The sequence below is a fragment of the Candidatus Marithrix sp. Canyon 246 genome (assembly GCF_001723685.1).
Classification (GTDB): Bacteria; Pseudomonadota; Gammaproteobacteria; order Beggiatoales; family Beggiatoaceae; genus Marithrix.
The window spans coordinates 58,746-71,587 of the sequence record NZ_MCBX01000044.1; the positions used below are offsets into that span (position 1 = coordinate 58,746).

At 32.7% G+C, this 12,842-nt stretch carries 14 protein-coding genes; 5 read left to right on the forward strand and 9 right to left on the reverse strand.

Going from position 1 to position 12,842, the window contains the following annotated elements:
• Nucleotides 1-2: 2 nt before the first annotated feature.
• From BHU68_RS15370 to BHU68_RS15380, 3 genes are all read right to left on the reverse strand, one after another.
• Nucleotides 3-1,460, reverse strand: coding sequence for a lipopolysaccharide biosynthesis protein (locus tag BHU68_RS15370; protein ID WP_069472165.1), 1,458 nt, complete (start codon nucleotides 1,458-1,460; stop codon nucleotides 3-5).
• A gap of 85 nt (nucleotides 1,461-1,545) precedes the next feature.
• Complete coding sequence (locus tag BHU68_RS15375; RefSeq protein WP_069472166.1) at nucleotides 1,546-2,313, reverse strand: DUF1538 domain-containing protein; 768 nt, start codon at nucleotides 2,311-2,313, stop codon at nucleotides 1,546-1,548.
• Nucleotides 2,310-3,041 (reverse strand): DUF1538 domain-containing protein, encoded by a 732-nt coding sequence (locus BHU68_RS15380; RefSeq protein WP_069472167.1) that lies wholly within the window; start codon nucleotides 3,039-3,041, stop codon nucleotides 2,310-2,312. Before BHU68_RS15380 ends, BHU68_RS15375 begins: the two co-directional genes overlap by 4 nt.
• A 121-nt stretch (nucleotides 3,042-3,162) precedes the next feature.
• On the opposite strand from BHU68_RS15380, the gene nadC reads away from it, so the two are divergent.
• Nucleotides 3,163-3,969 (forward strand): carboxylating nicotinate-nucleotide diphosphorylase, encoded by an 807-nt coding sequence (gene nadC / locus BHU68_RS15385; protein ID WP_253180908.1) that lies wholly within the window; start codon nucleotides 3,163-3,165, stop codon nucleotides 3,967-3,969.
• Nucleotides 3,966-4,385: a DUF29 domain-containing protein gene (locus tag BHU68_RS15390; RefSeq protein ID WP_069472169.1), complete on the forward strand. Its 420-nt coding sequence runs from the start codon at nucleotides 3,966-3,968 to the stop codon at nucleotides 4,383-4,385. Before nadC ends, BHU68_RS15390 begins: the two co-directional genes overlap by 4 nt.
• A gap of 2 nt (nucleotides 4,386-4,387) precedes the next feature.
• Here the strand turns inward: BHU68_RS15390 and BHU68_RS15395 are convergent, their stop codons facing one another.
• Nucleotides 4,388-4,669: a hypothetical protein gene (locus BHU68_RS15395; protein ID WP_069472170.1), complete on the reverse strand. Its 282-nt coding sequence runs from the start codon at nucleotides 4,667-4,669 to the stop codon at nucleotides 4,388-4,390.
• A 15-nt stretch (nucleotides 4,670-4,684) separates the two neighbouring features.
• Complete coding sequence (locus BHU68_RS15400) at nucleotides 4,685-4,933, reverse strand: hypothetical protein (protein ID WP_069472171.1); 249 nt, start codon at nucleotides 4,931-4,933, stop codon at nucleotides 4,685-4,687.
• Between the two features lie 50 nt (nucleotides 4,934-4,983).
• Here BHU68_RS15400 and can point away from each other — a divergent pair, with 50 nt between their 5' ends.
• The 3 genes from can (at nucleotide 4,984) to BHU68_RS15415 (ending at nucleotide 9,621) form a co-directional block, all read left to right on the forward strand.
• The gene (gene can / locus BHU68_RS15405; RefSeq protein WP_069472172.1) at nucleotides 4,984-5,628 is read left to right on the forward strand and encodes a carbonate dehydratase; all 645 of its coding nucleotides are present in this window, start codon (nucleotides 4,984-4,986) and stop codon (nucleotides 5,626-5,628) included.
• Between the two features lie 60 nt (nucleotides 5,629-5,688).
• Nucleotides 5,689-6,798, forward strand: a complete 1,110-nt coding sequence (locus BHU68_RS15410; RefSeq protein WP_083234080.1) for a tetratricopeptide repeat protein — start codon at nucleotides 5,689-5,691, stop codon at nucleotides 6,796-6,798.
• A gap of 63 nt (nucleotides 6,799-6,861) precedes the next feature.
• Nucleotides 6,862-9,621, forward strand: coding sequence for a hypothetical protein (locus BHU68_RS15415; RefSeq protein WP_069472174.1), 2,760 nt, complete (start codon nucleotides 6,862-6,864; stop codon nucleotides 9,619-9,621).
• A 7-nt stretch (nucleotides 9,622-9,628) separates the two neighbouring features.
• Here the strand turns inward: BHU68_RS15415 and nifA are convergent, their stop codons facing one another.
• From nifA to dksA, 4 genes are read right to left on the reverse strand one after another with little or no spacing between them, the layout of a single operon-like run.
• Entirely contained in the window at nucleotides 9,629-11,137 is a 1,509-nt protein-coding gene (gene nifA / locus BHU68_RS15420; RefSeq protein WP_069472175.1) for a nif-specific transcriptional activator NifA, read from the reverse strand.
• Complete coding sequence (locus tag BHU68_RS15425) at nucleotides 11,138-11,929, reverse strand: hypothetical protein (protein WP_069472176.1); 792 nt, start codon at nucleotides 11,927-11,929, stop codon at nucleotides 11,138-11,140.
• Nucleotides 11,926-12,408, reverse strand: a complete 483-nt coding sequence (locus BHU68_RS15430; RefSeq protein ID WP_216092555.1) for a dihydrofolate reductase — start codon at nucleotides 12,406-12,408, stop codon at nucleotides 11,926-11,928. Before BHU68_RS15430 ends, BHU68_RS15425 begins: the two co-directional genes overlap by 4 nt.
• Complete coding sequence (gene dksA / locus BHU68_RS15435) at nucleotides 12,408-12,830, reverse strand: RNA polymerase-binding protein DksA (protein ID WP_069472178.1); 423 nt, start codon at nucleotides 12,828-12,830, stop codon at nucleotides 12,408-12,410. Before dksA ends, BHU68_RS15430 begins: the two co-directional genes overlap by 1 nt.
• Nucleotides 12,831-12,842: the final 12 nt, after the last annotated feature.

Consider the following 12,842-nt stretch of genomic DNA (forward strand, 5'->3'; position numbering starts at 1 on the left):
GTTTATTTTTTATGAGTTAATAATAAAATAGGTGCTAAGGGCATCTTATTTATTAGGGATTGTTCTTCCTTAGTTAGTAATTTTATTCTAAATACTATATATATACTTCCACCTAAAATAATTTGTGTGCAGAGTGTTGTGATACTATGTGATTCTATTAATGTATAATATCCTAATGTTATTACCGCAAACATAATGCCAGCAGCAAAGAAGGTTCTAGTAGTTGTTCTAAATAATAGAGTATTATCTTTTATAGTATTTTGAGCTGCTATAGTTGTTAAGGTAAAAGAAATTAAGGATACTGTTATGTATGCAATAATAAGTCCTATCACTTCAAAAAAATAGGAACCTAAAGATAACAATAGTAGGCTTGCAGTTGTCTCAATTATGGTAATGTGAAATATGGTTGCAGCACCTCCTTTAGCGAGTATAACTGAGCGTAAGAGGTGTTCTATTCCTTTGAATAAACCGACAATTGCTAATAATGTTAAAAACATTCCTGCTGATTGCCATTTTTCTCCATATACAACTAAAACAAAGTTTTCTGCTACTGCGGATAAGCCAATCATAAGTGGGATAAATACTATTCCAAGGCTAAATAGGCTTATGAAGAAATTCTTTCTTAATTGGTCAAGTTTAGCTTGTACAGTCGAAAATGCTGGGGTTAGTACAGTGGTAAGAATGGATTGAACTTTTTGTGCTGGTACTATTGCTAGATTATATGCAATATTGAAAGCTCCTAGTGTTTCTGCTCCAATAAATTTTCCGATAATAATTGCTGCTAGGTTTTGGGAGAAGTAGTAAAATATATTTGAACCATACATGTTAAGCCCAAAGTTAAATATCTTTTTAATTCCGGTGAATTGGGGTTTTATTGGTATCCATTTTGCTATTATCCAAATTCCAGTGGAAAATATTATGGCTTGAGTCATTTGTCTGAAAACTAGTGACCATATTCCATATCCTTTGAATGCCATGATAATTCCGATTGTATTGCTTATAATCATGGCAATTATTTCAAGTATAGAAGTGCCAGCAAATTGCATATTTTTTTGTAAAATTATTTGGGGAAAAGCAAAACTATTTATTAGTACTACCCATGTTAAAAGATGAATTAATTCAGTTAGTTTTGGTTGGTTGAAAAAGTTTGCAGCTAGTGGTGCAGATAGGTAACAAAATACTGAAATGAAGCAGGCTATGCTGATTTGTATTAGGAAGATTGCTGAGATTTGGGCTTGAGTTATGTCTTGACTTTGAATGATGGCGGTTCCAAATCCAATTTGAGTCATCATTTTGATAAATCGGATAAAGAGTAATGCCATGACTACTATCCCAAAGTCTGCTGGTGTTAGTAGTCTGGCTAGGATTGCAGTAAAAACTATTTGTAGTATTAGGTTGCTAATATCTACTGTTGAACGCCAAGCGATTCCTTTAATGACACTTTGTTTTAGATTTTTCACTCTATTATTTTTATTAAATTAGTAATAGGGTGATATTAGGCAAGGATTATACCTTTATGTTTAAACAATATCTATCCATAAGTTTTTACTTTTTATGTAAATTATATTTAAATAGAAGTTGGCTTAATTGGGCATATGCCATAACTGTTATTATTGGGAATACGCTGGCAAAGGCAATTAAGCCAAATCCATCTATTAATGGGCTGCGCCCGGGTATTGTTGCTGCTAAGCCTAATCCTAGTGCTGCTACTAGTGGCACTGTTACTGTTGATGTTGTTACTCCTCCTGAGTCGTAGGCTAATGGTATTATTTGACGAGGTGCATAGAATGTTTGTATTATTACAAATATATAAGCTGTTATTATGTAATATTCTAATGGTGTTCCTGTTACTATGCGAAAGGTTCCTAATGCTATTCCAATAGATACTCCAATTGCTACTGCTATACGTAATCCCCATATGGTTATTGTGCCTCCTGATACGTCATTGGCTTTTATGGCTACTGCTAGTAGTGATGGTTCTGCAATTGTGGTGGCAAAACCAATTGCTGCGGCAAATAGGTAAACCCATTTGTAATCTGCCCAGTGTATAGTTTTATTTATGTTTTCTACGCCTTGGTATATAAATGCTGGATCGGTTAATTGTTGTGCCATTAATTCTCCTAATGGAAATAAGGCTTGTTTTAGTCCTTGGATAAATAGAGCTAATCCTATGATTACGTAAATTAGTCCTATTATTACTGTTTTTAATTTTGGAATGGCGCGGCGTATTACTAAATATTGGAAACCAAAAATTATTGTTATAATTGGAAGTACATCTAATGTTGTATTTAAAATATTGTATAAAAAGTTCATATTAAAATGCCATATATCATGACGAATATCATTGGTGTCAGTGAGGCAAAAGCTATTAAGCCAAACCCGTCTATCATTGGGTTACGCCCGTTAATACTTGAAGCTAAGCCAACTCCAAGTGCTGTTACCAGAGGTACTGTAATGGTTGAGGTGGTTACTCCTCCTGAGTCATAGGCTATGCCAATAATCCACGGTGGTGCAAAGGCTGTCATAATTACTACTCCAAGGTAGCCTGTAATTATTAAGTAATGAATAGCCCAGCCTTTAATTATACGTAAAACACCCACAATTATGGCTAATCCTACTGATAATGCTACTGTTAGTCTTAAACCGTCGGCATAATTTTGCATTGCGGTTTTGCTTTGAGCTATAATACCGCCATTAGCGGCAACTTTAGCAGCTTCGTCTGCTACTGCTATTAATGCTGGTTCGGCGATTGTGGTGCCAAAACCTAAACAAAAGGCAAATGCTAATAACCACCATATATTGCCTTTACGAGCAAAGGCGTAAGCCATATTTTCTCCTAAAGGAAATAATGCCATTTCTAATCCATAGACAAATAAACTTAAACCGATTACTACTAAAAGTAAGCCTATTAATAGGTTATTTAAGTCTGGTATCGGTTGTTGTAAAACAATGAGTTGGAAAAAAGCAATGACTACCACGATTGGGGTTAAATCGCGTGCACTGTTAAGTAGTGAGTACCAAAAGGCAAGTAATTGTTTCACAGGTAAAATTCTTTTTTTAATTTAAAATATATTATGAGTAAATTTTCACAACAAGGTATCATTATATTAGGTTTGCTAACGCGATTTTTCAATCAATTTATTGGTAAGGGATCATATGGCTATGAGTAATTTTGTAAAAAATGCCTTGGCTGAGGATGTTGGAAGTGGTGATTTAACTGCTCAATTAATAGGGGTAGATAGTTTAGCTAAAGCGCAGGTTGTTAGTCGTGAGACTGCAATTTTATGTGGTATTGCGTGGTTTAATGAGGTTTTTAAGCAGCTTAATAGTAACATAGAAATTATTTGGTATGTTAAAGATGGTGATGAGATTAAGTCTAATCAAAAATTATGTGATTTAGAAGGATCAGCACGCGATTTATTAACTGGTGAACGTACTGCTTTGAATTTTATACAGTTACTTTCTGGCACTGCTACTCAGGCACATGAGTATGTTAAAGCGGCTAGAAATGCTGTAGTTTTAGATACTCGTAAAACTATACCGGGTTTGCGTAAGGCGCAGAAGTATGCGGTGGTTTGTGGTGGTGCTAAAAATCATCGTATGGGTTTGTATGATGCTTTTTTGATTAAGGAGAATCATATTTTTGCGGCTGGTTCAATTGAGAAGGCTGTTACGGCTGCTCGACAATTAGTAGCAAATTTAAGCATAGAGGTTGAAGTAGAAACTTTGGATGAGCTTAAAGATGCTTTGCGAGCTGGTGCTGATATTGTTTTATTAGATAATTTTAGTTTGGTTCAATTAGAAGAGGCTGTTGCTATTACGCAAGGTAAGGCTAAATTAGAGGCTTCTGGTGGAGTGAACTTAGAAACTATAAGGGCTATTGCTAATACAGGTGTTGATTTTATTTCTGTTGGAGCAATAACTAAAGATGTTAAGGCTATTGATTTATCTATGCGTTTTTTATCATGAATTGGAAAGAATTAACATTGACATCACAGTATAAAGCTGCGGTTGCAATTCAAAGTGAATTACAACAAGGGCATATTCAGGAGTCAGAAATTGGTATTGAGGAGTTGATAGAAGCTTTGTCACGTTCAGATAAAAGGGCTTTAAAAAGCCAGTTAATTAGATTGATGATGCACGTTATTAAATGGCTAATTCAACCACAATATCGATCACGCAGTTGGTTATTAACAATTGAAAATGCAAGAATTGAAATTGAAGGGCTTCTTGAAGATGAGCCACATTTAAAGCCTGAAGTTGATCGTATCTGGATTAAGTGTTTTAATCAGGCTATTCGTCTTGCAAAAAAAGAAACTGGCATTAAACCTAATATCAGTGAATTATCATTAGAAGATGTGTTTAAAAAAGATTATAATCTTTAAGCTTATCCAGCTAATAATAAACTCCCTTGATTAGGTGTAGCAATTTCTACAGCTTCGCCTAAATTTAACCGTGTGAGCTGAGGTGCATACACGGTTTTTTCAATATCATTTTCTATAATTTTATATGGTTTTAGTTGAAGCCGATGTAGAAATCCATTAATTCTGCCAATGAATGTAAGTGCTTGAGCATACATTTCTTCTCCAAGATGTTCATAAGCTTTTAATAAATTGTCAACATCTGCTATTGGATGTTTTGGAAAGCCAGATAGATATATATATTCCATATAATTTCTCCTATTTTAAATATATGTTATAGATTCTGTTTGTTTTAATTTTGTTATTTCTGGAAAAAATATTGTTTTTTTGCCTTTATTATTTATAATATCAAATGCCTCAAGTTCCAATCGGTGTAAAATGCCATCTATTTTACCTATAAATCTAATATTTTTTTTATTTATTTCTTTTCCTAGATATTCATAATTATCTAGTAAGTTATCCATATCAGCTATTGGCATATTTGGGTATTCAGAAAGATAAAAGTATTTCATTTTTTTAGTTCCTCAAATTATTTATATATGATATAAGCAAAGGATATTCCATGTTAAATCAGAATAAAAACAATTATTTAAGTCAGTTATTTGCTAATAATAACGCTTGGAAAAATCAAATTACAGCTAAGGATCCTGATTTTTTTCTGGGTTTGTCGCGTTTACAGTCTCCTGAATATTTATGGATAGGTTGTTCTGATAGTCGTGTTCCAGCGAATGATATTGTAGGTTTGAAACCGGGGGAGTTATTTGTACATCGTAATATCGCTAATATGGTTCATTCTAGTGATATGAATTGTTTAACAGTTCTAAAATATTCCATTGATGTATTAAGGGTTAAACATATTATTGTAACTGGTCATTATGGTTGTGGGGGTATAAAGGCAGCTTTGGAAGGAGGTAATTCAGATATAATTGATAATTGGTTATCTCCAATTAATAAATGCTATAAGCGTCATAAACAAAAATTAGACCAGTTAGATGCTGAGGAACGAGTAGATAAGTTGTGTGAATTGAATGTTATTGAGCAAGTTTATAATGTTTGTCAAATACAAGCTGTGAAGAATGCTTGGAAGGATGAGCGTAGTTTGACTGTGCATGGTTGGATTTATGGATTAAAGGATGGTAAATTACATGATTTGGGTGTCACTATAAATAGTTTAGAACAGGCTGATGAATTATTTGATTTAAAATAATCTATTATGTTAGTATTTCCATATAGAATATATATATTATTTTAATTAGGGTCTTATTTTATGAAACATCATGTCTTATTTTATATAACACTATTCATGTTGTTATATGAGTCTGCATTTAGTGCAGAAAATTTTAAATTTCAATTGTATAAAAATGCCGCTATTAAACATGATGAGGTAGCGGCTCAATTTGAATTAGCTAATGCTTATTATACTGGTAAAGGTGTAACTAAAAATATTGATAAAGCAATAAAATGGTATCGTAAAGTTGCTGCAAAAGGTTATGCTGTTGCACAACATAATTTAGGTGTTATTTATCGAGTGCGAGAAGATTATTTGAAAGCGGCTAAATGGTATCGTAAGGCAGCAGAGCAAGGTGATGTTCGCGCTCAAAATAATTTAGCTGATTTATATATGAAGGGTTTAGGATTTTCTGTAGATAAAATAGAAGCTATAAAATGGTATGGAAAGGCTGCGGAAAAAGGTTATAAGGTAGCGCAATATAATTTGGGTGTTGTTTATTATTATGGAGATGGTATTAATAAAAATTATATTCAAGCTTTTAATTGGTATCGTAAAGCGGCTGAACAGAATCATGCTGAGGCTCAGTATTATGTTGGGCTTGCTTATACTCAAGGTAAAGGTGTCGCCCAGAATAATAGTAAGGCTATTGAATGGTATAAGAAATCAGCTGCACAAGGTGTGTTAAAAGCTCAACAAGCTTGGATCAAATATCAGGAATATAAAAAAACTCCTATAGTAAAAAAAGTAGCACCAAAAACCACTTTTATTGCTAAACCATTATTAAATATTAATATTCCACCTTTACCATCTTCTCATAAAGTCGCGCCTTCATCCAGAATTTCTATGTTTTATGTTCGTCAGCAAGATAGAACTTTTGTTAAAAATATAGCGTCTTATTTAAGAGGTAAGGTTTATAAAGTTGATGCTGTGAAAAATGTTAGAATTAAAAATTCTAGCACAGAAAGATGGGATATTCGTTATTATGGTGAGAGAAAAGCGGCACGACAATTACAGCAAGATATTCAACATTATATGAAGGATGATTATCGTAAAATTAGATTAAGAAATTTTAGTTATTTAAGAGCTAAGAATCCTCGTGTTAGAAAAGATAGAATTGAAGTATGGATTATAAATCCAACGAAATAATTGTTTATGGTATTTTTTTTGCCATATTCTTTTAATATAATTCATACTTAGGAGTCATTAATAATGTTGATAAATAAATTTAAAGGAAGATGGTACTTAGGAGGTTTGTTATACATGATTAGTATAACTGCTTATCCTGCTTATCAAATTAATATTGATGGAAATATAACACCCTGTGCAAAAACTGACTTCGCTGAAAAATGTAACGAATTAGAAGATTTTTTTCATTTGCCTTTTGATACTCCTTCAAAACCAGTGTCGTTTCGCGCTGCAACTATTAATAAATATGACACTATCACAATAGATGGTGATTTAAGTGATTGGAAGGCTAATGAGCGTATTAATTTGCCTTTGGATCGCCCTCCATATTTGGCTTCAGATGATATACTTTATGGTAAGTATGTGAATACTCCTGAACCTAGTTATGTTATTGCTTTGACAGCAAGTAAAGTTGCTATTGGTGATAATACTACTTTTTGGTTGAATGTTGATAAGGATGCTAAAACTGGTAAACAAGTTTGGGATCAATATGGTGGTGCAGAATATTTTGTTAATGTTACTGATGATCCTAATAATGCTGAGAATAAGAATCAACCTCATCTGTATAATAATAAGTTTGAATGGAAAGGTTCTTTAACTCACGCATATAATGCAGATCGTAGCATTATTGAATTTGTTATACCAATAGCTTCTATGCCTTCAGCTTCTGCGATTGAACAAGTCGGTATGTTGATTGATATTAATGATGATGTGGTTTTCTTTCCGGGTAATTATCCTAGTGGTGGACAATTTACTATTGTTAATGTAGCCGAAGTGTTACCTGTAAGAACTGATTTTAGTAAACGTGTTGGTATTGTTTTTAGTAATAGTACTTTAAATAATTTTTATAATCTGAAAGCTTATTCTCAATTATTTATGTCACTTCAGCATCAGGCTATGATGGCTGGTATTCCATTTGATTTGTTATCTGAGTCTGATTTAACTGATTTAAACAAGTTGGTTAATTATGATGCTTTGATTTTTCCTTATTTTTCTAATGTCAAAAAGGCTGATTTAGCAAAAATTACTGATGTTTTATATAAAGCGGTTTATAACTATAATATAGGTATTATTACTGCTGGTGATTTATTAACTAATTATGATGATGGTAGTAGTGTTGAAGGTGATTCATATCGTAATATGAAGCGTCTGCTTGGGGTTGGCAGAGTAGATGGCGAGGGTCCTGTTGCTAGTATTAAGGTTTATGCTGATGATATTAAACATCCTATGATGAAAGCTTATAAGGAACAGGAGCTAATATTTAATTATAAGGATCATTGGTATAATTATTTTGAACCTGTAAAGGGTCAAACTGTAAATGTGCTTGCATCTCAAACTGTGACTGGTAGCAAAGCTGCTACTTATAAAGCTGTTATGGCTAGTGAAACTGGTGGACGTAATGTGCATTTTGCTACTATTGAATATTTGGGTGATGATAATTTAGTTTGGCAGGCTTTGCAATGGATTATTTATGGTGATCAAACTTCTGTTGGGTTAAAAATGGGACGTTATAAGAGTTTGTTTGTGGCTCGTAATGATATGGATCAAGCAATGGAACATGATCAAATTCCTAATATTCATGTACCTCTTTTAGATTTATTAAAAAAATGGAAAACTGATTATAATTTTGTTGGTTCTTATTTTTTAGATATTGGTAATCGACCAACACGAGGATTATATACAGATTGGAATGTTTCTGCGCCATTGTATAAGCAATATGTTGAAATTGGTAATGAAATAGGTACACATTCTTGGACACATCCACATTTTACTGATGTATTGGCTCCCAGTGAAATTGAATTTGAATTCAATCAATCTATGAATGAAATTGTCACTAATATGTCTGATAATACTTGGCGAGGTCAAAAAATACGAGGTGCTGCTGTACCGGGTGCTCCAGAAAGTGAAAAAACAGCTAAGGAGATAGGTCAATATTTGGATTATTTATCAGGTGGTTATTCAGGTCGTGGTGCTGGTTATCCTAGTGCATTTGGTTATTTAAGTCCTGAGTCTAAGAAAGTTTATCTTAGTCCTAATATGAGTTTTGATTTTACTTTGATTGAATTTGGTGTACCTGTTGGTAATCCTCCTGTTCCTGTACCATTAACTGCTGATGAAGCAATTTTGCATTGGCAAAATGAGTATGCTGCTTTAACACGTCATGCTAATTTACCTATTCTTCATTGGCCTTGGCATGATTATGGTCCAACTGTTAGTGCTGATCCAGTCACTGGCTCTGGATATACTGTTGAAATGTTTGATAGTACTCTTGCTATGGCTTTTAATGATTTTACTGAATTTACAACTTCAGCAGATTTAGCTCAGCGTATTGAAACTTTCAAAGATGTTAAGCTTTCGATAAATAGAGAAAATGCTGTTATTACTGCTAAAGTAGATAGTCATAATGTTGGTAAATTTGCTTTAGAAGTAGGATTGGCAGAAGGGCAAGTCATTAAAAATGTAGTAAATTGGTATGCTTATAATCAGGATAAGGTGTTTCTGGTAAATGATGGTCGTAGTTATAGCATTGAATTAGGTAGCACACAAGATGTAGTAACTCATATAGAATATCTACCAATGCGTGCTAAATTAATTTCTGTAACTGGTAACGGTACTACTTTAGATTATACTTTTGAGGGAGAAGGTACTGTTTGCGTAGCAGTTGGAGATCCTCAACAATTTAACTTTATCGGTGCTGATAGTGTTAATAATAATCCGGGTGAATGCGTTCAAATGAAGTTTGATCAATTTGGTACGCATACAGCTAGTGTAGTTGCTAAATAACCATTTATTAAAAATTTTGTAATTTTATATTATAAATTTTAATACGATAAGCAATTTGACGTGGTGTCATATTTAATAGTCTTGCAGCTTTCGCTTGTACCCATCCGGCTTGTTGCAAGGCTGCAATTACACGTTCTGGTTCTTCTAATGTTATATCATTAAAGTTAGTTTCCTGAATATTTTCATTCTTGAATGATTTTTTTATTTCAGTATCAATGCAATTATCTTCTGACATAATTGCAGCGCGTTCTAAACAATTTTCCAATTCTCGTACATTACCTGACCAATTATGACGCATTAAAATACGAATTGCATTTTCTGTAATGTTTAATTTACGATTTTGTTTTTTAGCAAGTTTTTTGATTAAAAATTTCGATAATTCTGGAATGTCTTCAATGCGTTCTCGTAATGGTGGTAATGTAATTGGTATGACATTTAAGCGATAGTATAAGTCTTCGCGAAATTTTCCTGCTTTTACTTGTGTTTCTAAATCTACATGAGTGGCTGTAATAAAACGTACATCTACTTTTATAGTGCGATTACCGCCAACTCTTTCTAATTCGCCTTCTTGTAATACTCGTAATAATTTGGCTTGGAACTTTGGAGAAATATCACCAATTTCATCTAAAAATAATGTTCCTTTATTAGCTCGTTCAAATCGCCCTTTATATTGTTGAGTAGCTCCGGTAAAGGCTCCTTTTTCATGTCCAAATAATTCTGATTCTAATAAGTTTTCAGGTAGTGAGGCGCAATTAAGTTTGATAAAGTCATTGTTATGACGGGGGGAGTTGTAATGTATTGCATGAGCTATCAATTCTTTACCGGTTCCAGATTCGCCACGAATTAATACTGTGGTATCCCATTTAGCTACTTGTCGTACTAATTCAAATACACGTTTCATAGCTGTAGAATGACCAATAATGTTTTTTAATCCATAATTATTGCTGACTACTCGACGTAAATGATCACGTTGATCAGTTAAGTCGCGCCGCTCACGTTGAATTTGATTAGCTAATCGTACCATTTGTGCAACTAATTGAGTTACCATTTTCATGAAACGTACACGTTCTTCTAATAAACCGTCGTTGTTAATATTTGGTTGGGCAGTAAAAACTCCTAAAGGTTTTTCTTTTCCTATAATTATAGGCATACCAATAAAAGGTAAATTAGGATCATAAAGCCCTAAACGCCCTAAAAAACGAGGTTCATCAGCAAGACGTTCCAGAATAAATGGTTTAGCAGTTTCTAGTATTAAACCAATTACACCTTCTCCGGGTTTGTATTGTACTGTATTAGGTGCGTGTTTATTACCAGAATATACAGCACAAATGGATAAAGCTCCATAATCATCACTTAAAGCAACCATACCATAGTGCATACCTGTATAGTCATGTAATACATGTAAGACATTTTGTAGAGTTTCTTTTAAATTAAAAGAGCGGCTTAATACTTGACCAACTCTAAATAAGGCTTCTAATTCTGCTTCAATTAAAGCTGTACGAACATTTGTTGACATTTAAAATTTTTTATATAATGTTTCTAGTAATTTATCTCTGGTTTTAGATTTTTGACCACTAACTTTGAAAATCACTCTACTTTCATTAATGATGCACTGAATTGAAGCATAATAATTATAATTATTTCTTCCAAAAACTCCATCATCATCAAAATCATAATCATTGTAAAAACCGCTGTTTCTTAATGATCGTTCTGCTTGTTGTAAACAGGCACCACGACATAATACAGTGAATGTTTCACCTATTGTAAAATTTTTGTGATGTTTATCCTGAAAATTAGTAGTTGTTTTATTTTTAGGCTTAGAAAGACTAAAAAGTTTTAGTTTTTTAAGTTCTTTTTTTGGTGAGGCTTTTTTTGGTGAGGCTTTTTTTGGTGAGGCTTTTTTTATGATTTTACATTCTTGTACTTTAGGTTTTTTTGGTACTTTAGGTTTTTTGCGTGTAATACCTCGTTGTTGTAGAATTTTATATCTTATTCTTTCAGCTTTTTGTCTAGCATTTCTTGAAACTTGTGCTGCTGTTGTGACTATAATTACACCTGAACTTACTAAGCATTTCACTACTGCTTTGTAATGATATGGATTAGTATTTCGATAAGCGGCAAATACTGTGGCTATGCGGGCATATGTTTCTATATCTTTAAATCCTTCATTATAAAGTACTTTTTTTGCTGCTGATAAACAAGAATATCTATTAAAAGCTAAATTTTCTGCGACACTAACACCTAAATATGGTGGTACTGCAAATACCATTGGTGAAAAAACTAATAAAAATAATATTTTAATTTTCATATACGTTCTAATATAGAAAAACTATAGTTATAGGAATTTTTCTGATCTGCTAAATAAGTTTGTTTTTGAATTTCTCGCCATTCAGTTGAGTCATAATTAGGAAAATAAGTATCTCCTATAAATTCTGCATGTATTCTGGTTATATACATTCGTTGTATTTGTGGTAAAAAAGATTCATATAATTTTGCACCGCCTATTACCACAGATTCATCATAGTCTTTACTAAATGACAATATTTCTTTAATAGTGTGCATAACAGTACAATTATCAAGGCTGAAATTTATATTATTAGTTAATACGATATTTAAACGCCCGGGCAAGGCATGACCAATTGATTCATATGTTTTACGCCCCATAATTATGGGTTTACCCATTGTAATTTTACGAAAATGTTTTAAATCGGCAGGTAAATGCCAAGGTAAGGCATTGTTGTTACCTATTAAACCATTTTCATCGGTTGCTACACATAAATTTAGCATTATTTATATTTTTCTCGTAGTTCGTCTTGAGTTTTGCAATCAATACACATTGTTGCAGTTGGTCTAGCTTCTAAACGACATAAGCCAATTTCTATTCCGCAATTACTACAATATCCATAATCTTTATTATCTATTAATATGAGTGTTTGATCAATTTTTTTGATCAATTTACGTTCTCTATCTCGCGTTCTTAATTCTATTGAATATTCTGTTTCTTGCGAGGCGCGATCAGTAGGATCGGGAAAAGTCGATACATCATCTTGCATATGATGTACTGTGCGTTCCATTTCAGCAATTAGATTTTGTTTCCATTTTAATAAAAAAACTTTAAAATGTTCCAATTGTGAATTAGACATGTATTCCTCTTCACCATTTAATTGATAAGGAATAAAATTTGGTGTAGAAATATTTGTATTAGGCATAGTTATATCCTT